The sequence below is a fragment of the Flexivirga lutea genome (assembly GCF_054778955.1).
Window position 1 is genome coordinate 115,521 of the sequence record NZ_BAAGZB010000004.1, and the last position, 16,757, is coordinate 132,277.

At 69.4% G+C, this 16,757-nt stretch carries 15 protein-coding genes; 4 read left to right on the plus strand and 11 right to left on the minus strand.

What is annotated here, in order from left to right:
- Positions 1-189 precede the first annotated feature (189 nt).
- Together ACYVBN_RS15320 and ACYVBN_RS15325 are read left to right on the plus strand one after the other, a co-directional pair.
- Positions 190-540 (plus strand): class I SAM-dependent methyltransferase, encoded by a 351-nt coding sequence (locus ACYVBN_RS15320; RefSeq protein WP_460601278.1) that lies wholly within the window; start codon positions 190-192, stop codon positions 538-540.
- A gap of 15 nt (positions 541-555) precedes the next feature.
- Positions 556-1,764: an MFS transporter gene (locus ACYVBN_RS15325; RefSeq protein WP_460601279.1), complete on the plus strand. Its 1,209-nt coding sequence runs from the start codon at positions 556-558 to the stop codon at positions 1,762-1,764.
- Between the two features lie 12 nt (positions 1,765-1,776).
- Here the strand turns inward: ACYVBN_RS15325 and ACYVBN_RS15330 are convergent, their stop codons facing one another.
- The 9 genes from ACYVBN_RS15330 to ACYVBN_RS15370 form a co-directional block, all read right to left on the minus strand.
- Entirely contained in the window at positions 1,777-2,556 is a 780-nt protein-coding gene (locus tag ACYVBN_RS15330) for an SRPBCC family protein (protein ID WP_460601280.1), read from the minus strand.
- 4 nt (positions 2,557-2,560) lie between these two features.
- Positions 2,561-3,418 carry an FAD binding domain-containing protein gene (locus ACYVBN_RS15335; RefSeq protein WP_460601281.1) on the minus strand — a complete coding sequence of 286 codons (858 nt, stop codon included), beginning with the start codon at positions 3,416-3,418 and terminating at the stop codon, positions 2,561-2,563.
- A complete protein-coding gene (locus ACYVBN_RS15340; protein WP_460601282.1) occupies positions 3,415-5,832 on the minus strand; it encodes a xanthine dehydrogenase family protein molybdopterin-binding subunit in 2,418 nt (805 codons plus the stop codon). Before ACYVBN_RS15340 ends, ACYVBN_RS15335 begins: the two co-directional genes overlap by 4 nt.
- Positions 5,832-6,314, minus strand: a complete 483-nt coding sequence (locus ACYVBN_RS15345; protein WP_460601283.1) for a (2Fe-2S)-binding protein — start codon at positions 6,312-6,314, stop codon at positions 5,832-5,834. Before ACYVBN_RS15345 ends, ACYVBN_RS15340 begins: the two co-directional genes overlap by 1 nt.
- A gap of 88 nt (positions 6,315-6,402) precedes the next feature.
- Positions 6,403-7,635 carry a transcriptional regulator gene (locus ACYVBN_RS15350; protein ID WP_460601284.1) on the minus strand — a complete coding sequence of 411 codons (1,233 nt, stop codon included), beginning with the start codon at positions 7,633-7,635 and terminating at the stop codon, positions 6,403-6,405.
- Between the two features lie 48 nt (positions 7,636-7,683).
- Positions 7,684-8,802 (minus strand): XdhC family protein, encoded by a 1,119-nt coding sequence (locus tag ACYVBN_RS15355; RefSeq protein ID WP_460601285.1) that lies wholly within the window; start codon positions 8,800-8,802, stop codon positions 7,684-7,686.
- Positions 8,795-9,898: a vWA domain-containing protein gene (locus ACYVBN_RS15360; RefSeq protein ID WP_460601286.1), complete on the minus strand. Its 1,104-nt coding sequence runs from the start codon at positions 9,896-9,898 to the stop codon at positions 8,795-8,797. Before ACYVBN_RS15360 ends, ACYVBN_RS15355 begins: the two co-directional genes overlap by 8 nt.
- Positions 9,895-10,767 (minus strand): AAA family ATPase, encoded by an 873-nt coding sequence (locus tag ACYVBN_RS15365; RefSeq protein ID WP_460601287.1) that lies wholly within the window; start codon positions 10,765-10,767, stop codon positions 9,895-9,897. Before ACYVBN_RS15365 ends, ACYVBN_RS15360 begins: the two co-directional genes overlap by 4 nt.
- 9 nt (positions 10,768-10,776) lie before the next feature.
- Positions 10,777-11,358, minus strand: coding sequence for a nucleotidyltransferase family protein (locus ACYVBN_RS15370; protein ID WP_460601288.1), 582 nt, complete (start codon positions 11,356-11,358; stop codon positions 10,777-10,779).
- An 88-nt stretch (positions 11,359-11,446) separates the two neighbouring features.
- Here ACYVBN_RS15370 and ACYVBN_RS15375 point away from each other — a divergent pair, with 88 nt between their 5' ends.
- On the plus strand, positions 11,447-12,448 hold the full coding sequence (locus ACYVBN_RS15375) for a bile acid:sodium symporter family protein (RefSeq protein WP_460601289.1): 1,002 nt from the start codon (positions 11,447-11,449) through the stop codon (positions 12,446-12,448).
- A 7-nt stretch (positions 12,449-12,455) separates the two neighbouring features.
- Here ACYVBN_RS15375 and ACYVBN_RS15380 read toward each other — a convergent pair whose 3' ends face one another.
- On the minus strand, positions 12,456-14,264 hold the full coding sequence (locus tag ACYVBN_RS15380) for a glycoside hydrolase family 2 protein (protein WP_460601290.1): 1,809 nt from the start codon (positions 14,262-14,264) through the stop codon (positions 12,456-12,458).
- Positions 14,261-15,307 carry a LacI family DNA-binding transcriptional regulator gene (locus ACYVBN_RS15385; RefSeq protein WP_446663732.1) on the minus strand — a complete coding sequence of 349 codons (1,047 nt, stop codon included), beginning with the start codon at positions 15,305-15,307 and terminating at the stop codon, positions 14,261-14,263. The genes ACYVBN_RS15380 and ACYVBN_RS15385 overlap by 4 nt, the downstream gene beginning before the upstream one ends.
- A gap of 283 nt (positions 15,308-15,590) precedes the next feature.
- On the opposite strand from ACYVBN_RS15385, the gene ACYVBN_RS15390 reads away from it, so the two are divergent.
- Positions 15,591-16,748 (plus strand): type 2 periplasmic-binding domain-containing protein, encoded by a 1,158-nt coding sequence (locus ACYVBN_RS15390; protein ID WP_460601291.1) that lies wholly within the window; start codon positions 15,591-15,593, stop codon positions 16,746-16,748.
- The last annotated feature ends 9 nt before the right edge of the window (positions 16,749-16,757 follow it).

Consider the following 16,757-nt stretch of genomic DNA (forward strand, 5'->3'; position numbering starts at 1 on the left):
TCCGGCACTGGACCAGCGAGCTCCTCCTCCGGCACTGGACCAGCGAGCTCCTCCTCCGGCACTGGACCAGCGAGCTCCTCCTCCGGCACTGGACCAGCGAGCTCCTCCTCCGGCACTGGACCAGCGAGCTCCTCCTCCGGCACTGGACCAGCGAGTTCCTCCGGCCGCCGGCCGGTCGTGGTGCGCGGTGTGGAGATCTCGCCGGACGCGGTCGCCAGCGCGCGCCTCAGCGCCGCGCAGCTCCTGCCCGGGGCGTCCGGCAGCGCCATCCGCTTCGAGGCCGCCGATGCGACCAGCGCGCTGGACGACGGTCGGCCCACGGACCTGGTGATCGTCAACCCGCCACGGCGCGGCATCGGTGACCTCGCCGAAGCGCTGGAACGCTCCGACGCCTCCCACGTGCTCTACTCCAGCTGCCACGCGGCCAGCCTGGCGGCCGACCTGGACCGGATGCCGTCATACCAGGTCCGGCGCGCCCGTCTGTTCGACATGTTCCCGCAGACGCGGCACCACGAGGTGCTGCTCCTCCTCGAGCGCTGACCGGCGAGCCGCATCATGACCGAACAGACGACCGACAGGACCAGTGCGCCCGCCATGCCGCGCGAGGTGTGGGTGATGGTCTCGGCCAGCTTCGTCATCGCGCTCGGATACGGCGTCGTGGCTCCCGCGCTGCCGGAGTTCGCCCGCAGCTTCAACGTCGGCGTCACCGCGGCATCGGCCATCGTGTCCGCCTTCGCGGTGATGCGGCTGCTGTTCGCGCCCAGCACCGGCAAGCTGGTCAACCGCTTCGGCGAACGACCGATGTACCTGCTCGGCCTGTTCATCGTGGCCTTGTCGACGCTCGCTGCCGCCTTCGCCCAAAGCTATTGGCAACTGATGCTTTTCAGAGGCTTGGGCGGCATCGGCTCGGTGATGTTCACGGTCTCGGCGATGGGTCTGATGATCCGGATCTCCCCGCCCGCGATCCGCGGACGGGTGTCCGGCCTCTACTCCTCGAGCTTCGTGCTGGGCAGCATCACCGGCCCGATGCTCGGTGGTGCGCTCGTCGGCTTCGGGCTGCGCGTGCCCTTCGTCGTGTATGCCGTGGCCCTCTTCGGCGCGATCGCGGTCGTCCATCTGCAACTGCGCGACAGCACACTGGCCGTCATCGACGACTCCTCCGGCTCGGTGCCGGTGATGCCGCTCGCGGACGCGCTACGGATCGGCGCCTACCGGTCGGCGGTGCTGACCGCCGCAATCTTCGGGTGGGTCTACGCGATGCGCGTGTCGCTGGTGCCGCTGTACTTCGCCATCGTGCTCAAGCAGCCCGACGGTGTCGCCGGTCTCGCCCTGGCGACATACGCCTGTGGAGACGTGCTGGCGATGATCCCGTCCGGGCGCCTGTCGGACCGGATCGGGCGGCGTCCGCTGATCATCACCGGCATGCTGATCCTGGCCCTCGCCACGCTCGCCCTCGCGCTGACGCATTCGGTCGGTATCGCCTTCGCCTCGACGCTGGTCGCCGGCATCGGCACCGGCATGGTCAGCCCCTCCCAGCAGGCGGTGCTGGCCGACATCATGTTCGGCCACGGGCGTGGCGGGCCGGTGCTGGTGACCTACCAGATGAGCCAGGACATGGGCACGGTCATCGGCCCGGTCCTGGGCGGCGTGCTGGCCCAGGAGTGGGGCTTCCCGACCGCGTTCACCGTCACCGCGGTGCTCGCCGGGTGCGCCGCGGCCGCGTGGATCGTCGTCCGCGACACCCTGGTGATCCGCGAGGTATGACGGTCGGCCCGATCAGTGACGGGTCAGCCGGCGCAGCAGCGCACCGAGGACGGCGACGCCGCCCACGGCGGCCACGGCCTGCTTCCAATAGGCCTTCGCCAGCACGGGCAGCACCGTGGTGCCGAGGTCCAGCGTGTCGTCGTCCCCGCGCTGTGTTCCACCCGGTGACGAAGAACCCGGCACTCGCGTGCTTGGCGGTGTCGGAGCGGGGATCTCACCGACCGTGCGCGGGCCGGCGCTGCGCTGCGGTGCGGCGACCGGCTCCGTGGCCGTGACATCCGCCGACGGCGCGACCGCGGGCGCCGCTTCGGCGGCCTCGGCGGCCTCGGCCGGCTCACCGGAGTCACTGCCGGAGCCGACCTTCGTCTGCAGGCAGTCGACGAACTGGCCGAGCAGCTTGTCCGAGACGTCCTGGATGACGCCCCGACCGAACTGGGCCGGCTTGCCGGTGATCGCCAGGTCGGTCACGACCTCGACCTTGGTCCCGCCCTCGGCCTCCGACATGGTCGCGGTGACCACGGCACCGGCGGTCCCGTTGCCGCGTTTGTCCTTGCCCTTGGCATCGATGACCATCCGGTGCGTGGCTTCATCACGTTCGGTGAAGGTGCCGGTCCCCTTGTAGACCAACGCGATCGGACCGAGCTTGACCTTGACGGTGCCGGTGAATGTGTCGCCGTCGGCGTCGGTGATCTGGGCGCCCGGAAAGCACTCGGCGACGGATTGAATGTCCTGGAACGCCGCCCACGTCTGGTCGACCCCGGCCGGCACGGTGAAGGAATGTGTCAGATCCATGGGGTCATCCTCCCGCAGCGGCGAGCACCGCGCGACGCGTCAGCACCTGGGCGAGGTGCTTGCGGTAGTCGGCATCGCCGTTGAGGTCGGACGGCGGGTTGGTGCCGTCGGCCACGTCGGCGACGGCACTCCGTATGGCGTCCTCGGTGGCCGGCTGCCCCTGCAGGGCCTGCTCGACACCGGTCGCGCGAATCGGCGTGGAGCCCATGTTGGTCAGCGCGACCTTCGCCTCGGCGATCGTGCCGGCCTCGGCGCGCACGGTCGCCGCCACCGCGACGATGGACCACTGCTGCGCGATCCGGACGAACTTCTCGTAGTGCGCACCCCAGCCGGTGTGCTTGGGGATGCGGACCTCGGTCAGCAGCTCGTCCTCGCCGATCGCCGTCTCGAACAGATCGACGAAGAAGTCGGAGGCACCGACGGTCCGGGTGCCCCCGCCCTGGCCGGCGATGACGAACTGGGCGTCCAGCGCCAGCGCCGGAGCGCCGACGTCACCGGCAGGATCGGCGTGGGCCAGCGCGCCGCCGAAGGTCCCGCGGTTGCGCACCTGTGCGTCGGCGACCGTCCGCACCGCCTGGCCGAGCAGCGCCGCATGCTGCGCCACCAGCGGGTCGGAAGCGACGGCAGCGTGCGTGGTCATGGCACCGATGACGAGGTGGTCACCGTCGTCGCGAACACCTCGCAACGCCTCGATCCTGCCCAGGTCGATCACGAATTCCGGTGCGTTGAGCCGCAACCGGAGCACCGGGAGCAGTGACTGGCCCCCGGCGATGATCTTCGCATCGTCACCGTGCTCGGCCAGCAGCGCGAGTGCCTCGTCGACGCTGGCCGGTGCGGCGTAGTCGAATGCTGCCGGGATCATTGACCCGCTCCTTCCGTCGCCGTGCCGGTATCGCCGGCCCGGCCGGCCGCGATGGCCGCGTAGACCCGTGCCGGTGAGCACGGCATGACGATGTCGGCGACGCCGAACGGCCGGACCGCGTCGAGCACCGCGTTGACCACGGCCGGGGTCGAGGCGATGGTGCCGGCCTCGCCGACGCCCTTGGTGCCCAGCGTGTTCGTCGTGGCCGGAGTCGACGCGTGATGCGCATCGAAGTCGATCAGGTCCGCAGCGCTCGGCATCAGGTAGTCGACGAACGAACCGGAGACCAGGGTGCCCTGGTCGTCGAAGACGGCGTCCTCGTAGAGCGCCTGCGCGATGCCCTGGGCCAGCCCGCCGTGCACCTGTCCTTCGACGATCAACGGGTTGATGATGTTGCCCACGTCGTCCACGCAGGTGTATTTGCGCAGCTTCACCTGGCCGGTCTCGGTGTCGACCTCCACCGCGCACAGGTGTGTGCCGTGCGGGTAGTTGAAATTCACCGGGTCGAAGGTCGCGTCCGCGTCGATCGAGGGTTCCATCCCGTCCGGCAGGTTGTGCGCGGTGAAGACGGCACCCGCGACGTCCTGGATGGACACCCCCGCGTCCGTGCCCCGCACCGTGAAGCGTCCGGTCGCGAACTCGATGTCGTCCACCGACGCCTCCAGCAGATGCGCGGCGACCGGCTTGGCCTTCTCGACCACCTTGTCCGCAGCCTGCACGAGTGCCTCGCCGCCGACCACCAGCGACCGGGACCCGTAGGTGTCCAGGCCCTTGACCGAGACCTGCGTGTCACCGTGCAGGATCTCGACGTCCTCGAAGGGCACCCCCAGCCGATCGGCGACGATCTGGCTGAACGCCGTCTCGTGGCCCTGACCGTGTGCACTGGTGCCGGTGGACACCTCGACCTTGCCGGTCGCCAACATCCGCACGGACGCGTGCTCCCACCCGCCCGCGCCGTAGTCCAGCGACCCCAGCACCCGTGACGGGGCGAGACCGCACATCTCGGTGAACGTCGAGACGCCGATGCCCAGCTGCACGGTGTCACCCGACTCGCGCCGCCGCGCTTGCTCGGCGCGCAGCGCGTCATACCCGAAGAACTCCTTGGCCGTCGCGGTGGCGGCTTCGTAGTTGCCCGAGTCGTATTCGAGGCCGGCGACCGTGGTGAACGGGAACTCCTCGTGGGTGATCCAGTTCTTCTCGCGCAGTTCGAGCGGGTCCATGCCGAGCTCGTCGGCGAGGTCGCTCATCAGCCGCTCGATCGCGAAGGTCGCCTCCGGCCGGCCCGCGCCCCGGTAGGCGTCGGTCCACGTCTTGTTGGTCAGCACCGTCTGGCAGGCGAAGTGGTATGCCGGGATCTTGTAGATCGCGTTGTACATGAATGCGCCGAGCACCGGCACACCACCGCCGACGATGGCGACATACGACCCGAGATCGGCGGTGAGTTCGACCTTGAGCCCGGTGACCTTGCCCTCCTTGGTGGCGGCGAGGGTGAGCTTCTGCCACTGGTCCCGGCCGTGGTGAGCGGCCATCATGGATTCCGAACGCGTCTCGGTGTATTTGACCGGCTTGTGCAGCTGGCGGGCGATCCACCAGGCCAGCCACTCCTCCGGTGTCACCTGCAGCTTGCCGCCGAAGCCGCCGCCGACGTCCGGCGCGATGACCCGGATCTTGTTCTCCGGCACCCCGGTGGTGGCCGCGAGCGCGAAGCGCAGGATGTGCGGCACCTGGGTGGCCGACCACATCGTCAACTGTTCGCCGGTCGGGTCCACGACCACCGAACGCGGCTCCATGAATGCGGGGATCAGCCGGTTCTGCCGGAACTCGCGCTCGAGGACCACGCCGTCCGTGCGCGCTTGGCTGATCGCGTCCTCGACGTTGCCGCCCGTGCCGGCCTCCGCGGAGTCGAAGACCCACAGTGCGGACTTGTTGGTGCCCAGGTCGGGGTGCGCGAGCACCGTGTCCTCGGCCGCCTCCTTCAGGTCGATCGCGGCCGGCAGCTCCTCGTAGTCGACGTCGACCAGTTCGGCCGCGTCCCGGGCCGCCGCCGCACTGCGCGCCACGACGACGGCGACGATCTCCCCGGCGAAGGTCACCCGGTCCGCCGGCAGCGGCGCGTGCACCGGCGTCTTCTGGTCCGGGGTGATCGGCCAGGCGTTGATCAGCACACCGGCGGACTCATCGAGGTCCGCGGCGGTGTAGACCGCGACGACGTTGGTCGCCTGCTTGGCCTCGGCGGTGTCGATGGAGGTGATCTTCGCGTGAGCGAACGGACTGCGCACCATCGCCAGATGCAGCATGCCGGGCAGCACGATGTTGTCGGTGTAGCGGCTGCTGCCGGTGATCAGCCGGCGGTCCTCCTTGCGGCGCCGGTCCCTGCCGATCTCGGCGGCCGGCCGGTCGTCGGTGACGGTCATCACTGCGCTCCCTTCCCGGCAGCGGCGGCGGTCCGCACCGCGCGCACGATGTTGTGGTAGCCGGTGCACCGGCACAGGTTGCCCTCCAGACCCTCGCGGATCTCCTCATCGCTGGGGTCGGGGTTCTCGTTCAGCAGGTCCACCGAGCGCATGATCATCCCCGGTGTGCAGAAGCCGCACTGCAGCGCATGGCATTCGTGGAACGCCGCCTGCACCGGGTGCAGGTCGCCGCCGTCGTGTGTCGCGGCCAGACCCTCGATCGTGGTCACCTCGGCACCGTCGGCCTGGACGGCCAGCACGTTGCACGACTTCACCGCGTGCCCGTTCAGGTGCACCGTGCAGGCTCCGCAGTTGCTGGTATCACAACCGATGAGAGTTCCTGTCTTGCCTAGCTTTTCGCGCAGGAACTGCACGAGGAGCATGCGTGGCTCCACGTCGTCGGAGACCTTGCCTCCGTCGACGGTGAGTTCGATCCTGGTCATGTTCGGCACCCTTCGATTACGCAGACTGCTGGCGTCATGCCCGAACCTAGATGGCCCCGGGTTGGTGCAAGGTTGGCTTTACGAAGAGTCAACGTTTCGCCGCTGCGAGGCGGCCGCGCAGCAGCGGCACGGCCCGGTGGACGCCGGTGCCGATCCGGTGCAGGCAGGCCTCGAGAACCTCCGCGTCATACGGCGCGATCTCGCTGTAGCCCAGCACGGCGTCGGGGTCGGGATCCGCAAGCAACGCCTCGCGCACCGCGACCGCGACCACCTCGGCGAGCTCGGTCAGCGCCGGCGAGTCGGTGCCCGGCATCAGGTCGCCGCCGTATGCCGTCACCGCGGCCAGCACGTGACCGGCCCGGATCCGGTCAAGGACCTCCTCGACGTCGGTGACGACCGGAAGCATCAACCGGTAGGGCCGGGACGAGATCGCCCCGCCGAGGGTGGACCGCAGGTGGGACACCTCGGCCTTGAGGGTCGAGAAGCTGACCGCGGCGTCGCCGTAGAGCAGGGCGTGCAGACGTTCGAGCGACAGTCCGTCCGGGTGCAGTGCCAGCAAGGCGAGGATCTCCGTCTGCCGCCGGTTGAGCAGCAGCCGTTCGCCGTCCAGCCGCGCCTCGGCCGCCCCCAGCAGCGTGAGCACCAGCCCCTGGTCCGCCGCCCGGGCGCCGTGCCGCGGGTGCTGACGGGTGTCGGGCATGGCGCTCTCGATCATCTGCGCCATCAGCCGGGCTGTCGCCAGGCCGATCGGGTGCGCCCGGTCCCAGGTCGTCGACAGATCGATCACGCCGAGTCGTTCACCGGTCACCGGGTCGTGCACCGGCGCGGCCCAGCAGACCCAGTTGTGCACGATCGGCGAGTAGTGCTCGGCGGAGAAGACGGTCGCGGGTGCGTCGAGGCGGCCGGCGAGGTCCAACGCGTTGGTGCCGACGCTGCCGTCGTCCCACCGACCGCCGGCGACGAAGTTGACCGTCTCGGCCTTGCGCCGCATCACCCGGCCACCGTAGGTCCACAGGATCCTGGTCCGGGTGTCTGTGACGGCCAGCACCAGATCGCCGTCCTCGGCGCTCCTGCGCAGCTCCTGCTCCACCGCGGACACAGCGGCCTGCAGCGGCGAATCCTGCCAGAACGCAGCGGTTTCGTCTTCGTCGGCCAGCGGCGCACCGGTGACGTCGAGCGCCCGGCCCTGGGCCGAGCGACGCCAACTGGTCAGGATCTCCGGGCGCACCCGGACCGCATCGTCGCCCTCGGTGACGAAGGCGGTCCAGGCCCGGACGGCATCGATCCGGCGGTCGCGCAACGAGACGGCGGGCAGCACCATGACACCTCCAGTGTGAGCACCATCACACTATCCCGAGCCGCCGTCGGATCAGGCGTGAATGCGGCCTTCCGTCTCACCGAGCCGGCTGCCGCTGCCGCCCCATTGCCGCGCGATGATCTCCGCCGCGATGCTGATGGCGGTCTCCTCCGGCGTGCGTGCCCCGAGGTCGAGGCCGAGTGGGCTGTGCAGCTTGCGCAACGACTCCTCCGCCACCCCGATCTCGCGCAGCCTGCTGACCCGGTCGTCGTGGGTACGACGCGAGCCCATCGCGCCGATGTAGGCCACCTCCGGTGCCTGCAGGGCGACCTCCAGCAGCGGCACGTCGAACTTGTGGTCGTGGGTGAGCACGGTGATCACCGTGCGAGCGTCGATCCGTCCCGCCTCGATCTCACCGGACAGATAACGGTGCGGCCAGTCGACGATCACTTCGTCCGCGTCGGGGAACCGTGTGGCGGTGGCGAAGACCGGACGCGCGTCGCAGACCGTGACCCGGTAACCCAGGAAGGAGCCGACCTTCGCCACCGCGGCCGCGAAGTCGATGGCACCGAAGACGAGCATCCGTGGTGGCGGTGCGAACGCCGACACGAAGACTCGCATCCCGTCATCGAGGCGCTGTCCGTCGGGGCCGTAGGTGAGGGTCGCGCTGCGTCCGCTGGCGAGCAGACCGAGTGCATCGTCGGCGACCGCGGAGTCGGCCCGGTCGCTGCCGAGACCACCCTCGGGTGCGGCCTCGGGCCGGATCACCAGTCTCCGGCCGAGCCAGGACCGGTCCGGGTGCTCGATCACCGTGGCGACGGCGACCGGCCGGTCGTGCTCGATGTCGTCGGCGACCGCGGCCAGTTCGGGAAAGCTGGTCCTGTCGACCTTCTCGACATACACGTCGAGGATGCCGCCGCAGGTCAACCCGACGGCGAAGGCGTCGTCATCGGAGACGCCATACCGCTGCAGCACCGGGGTGCCGGATGCGACGACCTCGCCGGCGAGTTCGTAGACCGCGCCCTCGACGCAACCGCCGGAGACCGACCCCACCGCCTCGCCGCCGGGGCCCACGAGCATCGACGCTCCGGGCGGGCGCGGCGCCGAGCGGAACGTCGCCACCACCGTGCCGACGCCGACGGACTCGCCCTCGTCGTACCACTGCATGAGTTCGTTGAGGACTTCACGCACTGCCGACCACCTCCAACACCTGCTCGAACGCGCGCAGGGAGTGACCTGCGACGAAGTGGTCGCAGTGCGGCAGTGCTGCGACGATGCCCTGCTGCACGGGTTCGTAGCCGTCCTTGCCGCGGTGCGGGTTGACCCAGACGACGCGGTAAGCCAGTCGGCCCAGCCGGGCCATCTGGTCACCGAGCAGCTGGGCATCGCCACGCTCCCAGCCGTCACTGAACACGACGACGACCGCACCGCGTGCCATTCCCCGGGCGCCCCACCGGTCGAGGAACGCCTCGAGGGTCTCCCCCAGCCGGGTGCCACCTGCCCAGTCCGGCACCTCGTCACCGGCGCGCACCAGGGCGCGATCCGGGTCGGCGGTGCGCAGCGCCGTCGTGATCCGGGTCAGCCGGGTGCCGAGAGTGAAGACCTCGACCGGCGCGCGGGTGGCCACGAGCGTGTGTGCCAGGCGCAGCAGCGCATCGGCATACGGGCGCATGCTGGCGGACACGTCGACCAGCAGCACGACCCGGCGCGGCTCGGCGCCGCGCCGCCGGTGCCGCACCTGGGCCGGCTCCCCCATCAACTGCAGGGAACTGCGCAAGGTGCGCTGCAGGTCGACCTCGCCGCGCCGCCACGGTGTATGACGCGAGGCGCGCCGCACCGGAGGGTGCGGCCGCAAGGCCCGGATCATCGCGTCCAGGACCGCCTTCTGCGCGGCATCCAACGCGGCGACGTCCCGGTGGCGGAGAATCTCCGCCTCCGACGCGGCGGCGTGCACCAGGTCGCGCTCCCCCTGCCCGGCAGCGCCGTCCGGCTCGTCGGTCACCGGCAACGGCGCGGCGACGTCCTGGGGACGTTCCCGTGGAATGCTGCGGGGCAGCTCCGAGCGGTCGCCGAACCATGCCTCGAAGACCCGGTCGAAGCGTTCCAGGTCGTCCGGACCGGAGCAGAGCGTGGCGCGTCCGGCGACATACACACCGGCCGGGTCGGCCAGTCCGACGATCGCGGCGGCGGTGAGGAAGTGGGCCGCACGGTCGTGGGTGACCCGCACACCCGCCGCCCGCAACGCCCGGGTGAAGGCGAGCAGGATGCGGTCCGGCTCGTGACTCATCTCGCGAGCATCCGGTCCAGGACGTGCTTGACCCGGTCGATGTCCTCCCGGTATTTGACCACCGCCCCCAGAGTGGCGGCGGCGTGCTCCAGATCCAGCTGCTCTGCTCCCAGCCGCTGCAGCGCGCGTGCCCAGTCGAGGGTCTCGGCGACACCCGGGGGTTTCAGCAGGTGCTCGCCGCGCAGTTGCTGGACCACCTCGACGACCTGCCGGGCCAGCGTCTGCGGCACGTCGGGCAGTCGCGAACGCACGATCGCGATCTCGCGCTCCAGCCCGGGGTGGTCGATCCAGTGATAGAGGCACCGGCGCTTCAGCGCGTCGTGCAACTCACGGGTGCGATTGGAGGTGAGCACGACGCTCGGCGGCGTGGCGGCGGCGACGGTGCCCAGCTCCGGGATGCTGACCGACCAGGTCGACAGCACCTCCAGCAGGAACGCCTCGAACTCGTCGTCGGCGCGGTCGATTTCGTCGATGAGCAGCACGGCGGGGGCCTCCCGCAGCGCTCGCAGCACCGGGCGGGCCAGCAGGAAGCGTTCGTCGAAGAGCGACTTCTCCGCCTCGGCCGGGTCGAGCGAACCGTCCTTGCCGGCGGCCTCCAGGGTGCGCAGGTGCAGGATCTGCCGTGGGAAGTCCCAGTCGTAGAGCGCCTGGCCGGCGTCGATGCCCTCGTAGCACTGCAGCCGGATCAACGGCACGCCGTGGATCTGCGCGAGCGCCTCGGCGAGTGCAGTCTTGCCGGTGCCGGGCTCGCCCTCCAGCAGCAGCGGACGAGCCATCTGGTCGGCCAGGTAGGTGACGGTCGCCAGCGCCACGTCGCTCAGGTAGCCGGTGCCTTCCAGCGCATGTGCCACCGCACTCGGTGAATCCATGCGTCCAGGCTAGTCAGTGCCGGGTTGGCGGGCGGTTGGGTGCGACCGGTCTCCCGACGGCTGCGCCGTGTCGACGTCGCGCCCGGTGGCCAGGTCACCGCACTCGACCAGCGTCGGCGCGTGCGCGCGCAGGTAGTCGCGGGCTCCGCGATCCCCGGTGGCGCTCGCCACCACGCCGGGCCAGTGGTCGCGACCGAGCAGCACCGGGTGACCGGGCACCCCGTGGTAGGCGGCACGCGCGAGCACGGCGGTCGTGTCCGGCTGCGCCAGCACCCGCTGTATGACGTCGGCGCCGACATCGGGCAGATCGACCAGTGTGAGCAGGCAACGCGTTTCGTCGGTGAGCGCGGCGAGTCCGGCACGCAACGAGGCCCCCATGCCGGTGTGCCAGTCGTGCGCCACGACGATCCGGACGGTCCGCTCACCGATCAGCGGCCGAGCCTCCTCCGCCCGCGCGCCCAGCACGACCACCACCGTGTCGCAGCCGGCCAAGGTGTCGACGGCATGCGCCAGCCAGCCGTCGACCAGTGCCTTCGGCCGGCCCATCCGGCGCCCGGCACCGGCGGCCAGCACCACTCCTGCGGTCGTCATGAGGCCAGTATGGCGTCGCTCGCCAACGCCATCTCGCACCGTGGGTCGCACTGCGTCATACGGGCTCGGGACCTAGGGTTGCCGGGTCATGCATCCACTCGCGAAACTCCGTGTAGACGGCTTCATCGTGGCCATCCTGGCCACGGTGGTCCTCGCGAGCGTCCTGCCCGCCAGTGCGGGTTTCGCCCCGACGCTCGACCACATCGTCACGGCTGCGATCGCACTGCTCTTCTTCCTGTACGGCGCGCGGATGCACCCACAGGAGGCGATCCGCGGCTTGCGGCACTGGCGGCTGCACACGCTGATCCTCGCCTTCACCTTCCTCGTCTTCCCCGTGCTGGGGATCTGCCTGCGGCTGCTGGAGCCGCACCTGCTCAGTCCCAGCCTCTACACGGGGGTGCTCTATCTGACGCTCGTGCCGTCGACGGTGCAGTCGTCGATCGCCTTCACGTCGATCGCTCGTGGCAACGTCGCCGGAGCGATCGTCAGCGCCTCCGCCTCCAACCTGCTCGGGGTCTTCCTGACTCCGCTGCTGGTGATCGCGATGACCGGCATCGGAGTGATCGGGGGTGGCGGCAGCATCTCGATCAGCGGCCATCAGATGATCGACATCTGCCTGCAGATCCTGGCGCCGTTCATCATCGGTCAACTCGCCCGGCCGCTGGTCGGGTCATTCGTCGAGACGCACAAGGCGCAGCTGAAGTATGTCGATCGCGGCTCGATCGTCCTCGTCGTCTACGCCGCTTTCAGCGCGGGCGTCCGCCAGGGCATCTGGAGCGCGGTCGAGCCGGGACAGATCGTCTTCCTCATCGTCCTGTCGATCGTGCTGGTCGCCGTCATGCTGTGGCTCACGTGGTACGTGGCGGAGCGGTTCGGCTTCGGCCGCGCCGACTGCATCGCGGTGCAGTTCTGCGGGACCAAGAAGAGCCTTGCGAGCGGACTCCCCATGGCCGCAGTGCTTTTCGCCGGGCATCAGGTCAGCATCATCGTTCTGCCGCTGATGGTCTTCCATCAGGTCCAGCTGATGATGTGCTCCTGGTTGGCGGCGCGGTATGCCGGGGACACCGACGCCGAACCGGCGCCTGCCTGAGCAGCCCTCAGCGTCGTTCCTCGATGGCGGCGGTGCGTAGTTGGATCGCTCGGATGCGTGCAACATCCAGCTTGGCCGACCGGTCGAAGAAGTAGATGCCGTTCTGCTCCTGGAAGACGTCGGTGAGCTGCGTGTAGCAGTAGCCGAACATCAGCGGGTCGTCGAGCAGCGCGTCCACCAGTCCGGCGAAACGTTCGTAGAGTTCGTCCTCGCTGCGCACGGCCTCGCCGTAACCCCATGACTCGTCGCCCTGCGTCGCGCGCGGGTTCCACCAGATGCCACCGAATTCGCTGCAGAAGTAGGGCTGTCCGCGGTAGGGCACGGACCACTTCCCCTCCCCGTTGGCGTATGGCGCACCCCCCGCGAGTGGCGCCATCAGCTTCGCGAACGTCGCCGGATCCTGCTCGTAGAGGTGGGAGTCGTAGACATCGGTCTCGTCGACGCGGTGCGCGTAGCCGGACGCGTCGATCACCGGGCGCGTGCGGTCGGCGAGCTTGGTCGCGAGAAACATCCCGCGCGTCACGTCGTCGAGCGCCGTGATCCGGTCGTGTCGCAGCTGGTAGGTCTCGTTGAGCGGGCACCAGCCCACGATGCTGGGGTGGCTGTAGTCGCGCTCCACGGCTTCGATCCACTGGGTGATGTATGCCGCGTCCGGTCGCTGGTTGTCCTTCGCCGCCGGGCCGCGCTCCCGACAACCCCAGTCGCCGAACTCCGCCCAGACGAGATAACCCAGCCGGTCCGCGTGGAAGAAGTAGCGCTCCTCGAAGACCTTCTCGTGCAGCCGGGCGCCGTTGAACCCGGCGGCCATGGACAGCTCGATGTCGCGCACCAGGTCGGTGTCCGAGGGCGCCGTCATCAGCCCGTCGGGGTAGTACCCCTGGTCGAGCACGAGCCGCTGGAAGACCGGCTCGCCGTTGAGCAGCACCGCCGGACCGTCGATCGTCACCGATCGCAGTCCGGCATACGACTCGACCGTGTCGACGACGGTGTCGTCGGCCGAGATCAATTGCAGGCGAACGTCATACAGATGTGGGTCTTCGGGTGACCAGAGCCGTCGACGGTCCTCGGGCACACGCAGGTCGAGCATCGTCGTGAAGTCTCCGGCAGCGGATCGCTCGACCCGGTCCAGCAGCGCGCCGTCGTCCAGCAACTCGGCGACGACGCGGAGTCCGGCGGTCGGTCCGCGGGTGCCGAGCTCGAGGTGGAACGCTGACGCGCCGACGTCCGGCGTGATCCGCGGCCGCCGGAACGACGTCTCGGCGACCGGCTCCAACCAGACCGTCTGCCAGATGCCGGTGGTGCGGCCGTAGTGGGCTGCCCACCCCGCGTAGTCCCGGCTCTGCTTGCCCCGCGGCTGTGGGTCGCGGTGGTTGTCGCGACAGCGGATCGTCAACGGCCGAGGCTCGTCGACGAAGTCGTCGGCGGCTCCGAGATCGACGGTGAACGAGGTGAATCCACCGCGGTGGCGGCCCTGCTCGACGTCGTCGACCCACACGGTCGTGTCGTAGTCGGCCGCTCCGACATGCAACAGCAGCCGCTGTCCACGCCACTCTGCCGGCACCTGGATCGGCCGTCGATACCAAACTGCCTCCAAGTAGTCGGTGTTCTCGACTCCGGAGAGTGCGCTCTCCGGAGCGAACGGCACCGTGATCCGGCCGACGAGGTCGTCGGTCAGCAGTCCCCTTTGCAGGCCGCTGTCCCCCTGGTCGATCTCGAAGTCCCAGGTCCCGTTGAGGTTCAACCAGGCGTCCCGGCGGAACGACGGACGCGGATATTCGGCGCGCGGAATTGCTTCCCGCACAACGTCATCGGTCATTTGGTCGGCCCCTTCGCCAATGGATGATCGGGCACATCGGTGCCCGCTGTGCTGGCTCGTACGGCGATCCCGTGCGGGATCACGATGTGGTCGTGGGACGAGGCGTGTCCGGCGATCTGCGGGATCAGCTGGTCGAGCGCGGCGCCCGCGACCGCCCGTCGATCGACACTCACCGAGGACAGGCTCGGCACTGCGAACTGGGCATCGCTCAGGTCGTCCCAGCCGATCACCGCGATGTCTTCGGGGATCGCTACCCCGGCCGTGTGCAGGGCATGCAGCGCGCCGAGTGCGAGCTCGTCGTTGAAGCAGAAGATGGCGTCCGGCCGATCGGTTGACTTGAGAAGTCCCCGCACTGCACGGGCGCCGTCGGTCCGTCCGTAGCCGTCCGGTGCGACGACCCAGCCCCGGCGGACCCGCAGGCCGGCCTGTCGCATCGCGAGGCGGTAGCCCTTGGTGCGCAGTGCGCCCGTCTCACCACCGAAGCCCCGCTGGTCGCCCACGACGGCAATCTTCTTGCGCCCCAACGAAATCAGGTAGCTCGTCGCATCACGCGCCGCCGCGACGTTGTCGGTGCCGATCCAGGCCAGGTCGAAGCTCGCGCCGTGCTCCCCCAGCGCCACGATGGGCGCTCCCGCGTGTTGGGCGAGGTCGTCCTGCGTCATGCTCAGCGGACTGACGATGGCGCCGTCCCACAGACCGTCGCCCAGACCCTGTCGCAGCGGTGACACCTCGTCGTCGCGCCGGCCGTCCGTCTGGTCCACGACCACCGACAGATCGCGCTGCCGTGCCTCGGTGACCACAGCGTCAGCGAGTTCGGCGAAATAGTGCTCGGCCAGCCGTGGGATGAGCAGCCCCACCACTCCGGTCCGACCGGACCGCAGCCGCCGGGCGACCTTGTTGGGTCGGTAGCCCAGCGCGTCGATCGACGCCTGCACGGTCGCTCGCGTCACGTCGGCAACCTGCGGAAAGTCGTTGACCACATTGGAAACCGTGCGCACGGACACACCGGCATGAGCCGCTACGTCTCTCAAGGTGACTGCCACGGAAGAAAGTTATCAGGATTCCTTGCATCGTTGCATGCAACGATGCAAGGATCCACTTCGCACGAGGAGGTGCACCTGCATGGCGAACACCCCGGTTCCCCGGCCGCCGAGCCGATTGGCACGACCCACCCGTCGCACACTGCTTGGCGCAGGCCTCGGGACTGCCGCGGCAGGACTCCTGTCAGGATGCGGATCTCCGGTCGCCACAGGGCTTTTCGGTGTTGCTCCACCGCCGAGCAAGCTGACCTTCTGGAACCTCTTCACCGGAGGTGACGGGGCGAACATGATCACGATGGAGGAGAAATACTCCAAGCAACACCCGCACTCCGACCTGAGCGCCACGGTCCTGGCGTGGGGCACGCCCTATTACACGAAGCTCGCCCTGGCGACCGCCGGCGGAGCTCCACCCGACGTCGCGATCCTGCATCTGTCCCGCTTGCAGACCTTCGTCGATGCCGGGCTGGTCACCGCGCTCACGGCCGAGGAGATGGCGGCGGCGGGGATGCCCACCGCCAAGTTCACCCCGGCAGCCATCCGGAAGGCCACCGTCGGCGGCAAGGTGCACGCAGTGCCGCTCGACACACACCCGTTCGTGATGTTCTACAACGAGGACGTGTGCCGCAAGGCCGGCCTGCTGGACTCCGACGGCATGCTGAAGCCGATCCACGGACCGGCGGAGCTGACGGCAGCACTGCGCGCTGCGAAGAAGGTCACCGGGCACTACGGCGGGGTCGCAGCGGTCACCAACGACCCGTCGACGAACCTGCGCTTCTTCGCCACGCTCTACTACCAACTCGGCGGGACCTTCTTGGCCGATCACGGCACCCGGATCACCATCGACGACGAACTCGCGGTCAAGGCACTGACCTATCTGCGGAGCCTCACCAGGAGCGGCCTGCTGCCGCAGTCCGTTGATCCGACCGGAGTCACCTCGCTCTTCTCGACCGGGAAGGCAGGTTTCCTCTTCGACGGCGAGTGGCAGATCCCGACCTACGAGGCGACCAAGATCAAGTTCAACGTCGTGCCGGTCCCCCACCTCTACGGTCCGAAGCTCGCGACATACGCCGACAGTCACTCCTTCGTCATACCGGCGGGAAGTGCCGATGACGCCGAACGCCGTTCGCAGGCATTGACATTCATCAAGTCGCTGCTCAACAGCAGCCGCACCTGGGCCAAGGGCGGACACATACCGGCGTGGTTGCCGGTCCGGGACTCGGCAGCGTTCGAGCAGATGAAGCCGCAGGCGAATTACGTCGCGGCCGCGGACGCCGCGCAGTACGACCCACCCGGCTGGTACTCCGGGGCGGGCAGCGAATTCGAGAACATCGTGGGTGCCGCGATCGCCGGATCCCAGTCCGGCGCAACGTCGCCCGCCACCGCAGTGCGCAAGATGCGCGCGGGGCTGCAGCCCTACGCGTCCGCGAAGCCGCCGGTGGGATGAGGAGCGGAA

Excerpts from the sequence above, each read along its gene's own strand:
- ACYVBN_RS15380 (WP_460601290.1), bottom strand. The coding sequence starts at position 14,264 with ATGACCGATGACGTTGTGCGGGAAGCAATTCCGCGCGCCGAATATCCG.
- ACYVBN_RS15335 (WP_460601281.1), bottom strand. The coding sequence starts at position 3,418 with ATGATCCCGGCAGCATTCGACTACGCCGCACCGGCCAGCGTCGACGAG.
- ACYVBN_RS15340 (WP_460601282.1), bottom strand. The coding sequence starts at position 5,832 with ATGACCGTCACCGACGACCGGCCGGCCGCCGAGATCGGCAGGGACCGG.
- ACYVBN_RS15390 (WP_460601291.1), top strand. The coding sequence starts at position 15,591 with ATGATCACGATGGAGGAGAAATACTCCAAGCAACACCCGCACTCCGAC.
- ACYVBN_RS15325 (WP_460601279.1), top strand. The coding sequence starts at position 556 with ATGACCGAACAGACGACCGACAGGACCAGTGCGCCCGCCATGCCGCGC.
- ACYVBN_RS15370 (WP_460601288.1), bottom strand. The coding sequence starts at position 11,358 with ATGACGACCGCAGGAGTGGTGCTGGCCGCCGGTGCCGGGCGCCGGATG.
- ACYVBN_RS15375 (WP_460601289.1), top strand. The coding sequence starts at position 11,447 with ATGCATCCACTCGCGAAACTCCGTGTAGACGGCTTCATCGTGGCCATC.
- ACYVBN_RS15360 (WP_460601286.1), bottom strand. The coding sequence starts at position 9,898 with ATGAGTCACGAGCCGGACCGCATCCTGCTCGCCTTCACCCGGGCGTTG.
- ACYVBN_RS15345 (WP_460601283.1), bottom strand. The coding sequence starts at position 6,314 with ATGACCAGGATCGAACTCACCGTCGACGGAGGCAAGGTCTCCGACGAC.
- ACYVBN_RS15350 (WP_460601284.1), bottom strand. The coding sequence starts at position 7,635 with ATGGTGCTGCCCGCCGTCTCGTTGCGCGACCGCCGGATCGATGCCGTC.
- ACYVBN_RS15365 (WP_460601287.1), bottom strand. The coding sequence starts at position 10,767 with ATGGATTCACCGAGTGCGGTGGCACATGCGCTGGAAGGCACCGGCTAC.
- ACYVBN_RS15330 (WP_460601280.1), bottom strand. The coding sequence starts at position 2,556 with ATGGATCTGACACATTCCTTCACCGTGCCGGCCGGGGTCGACCAGACG.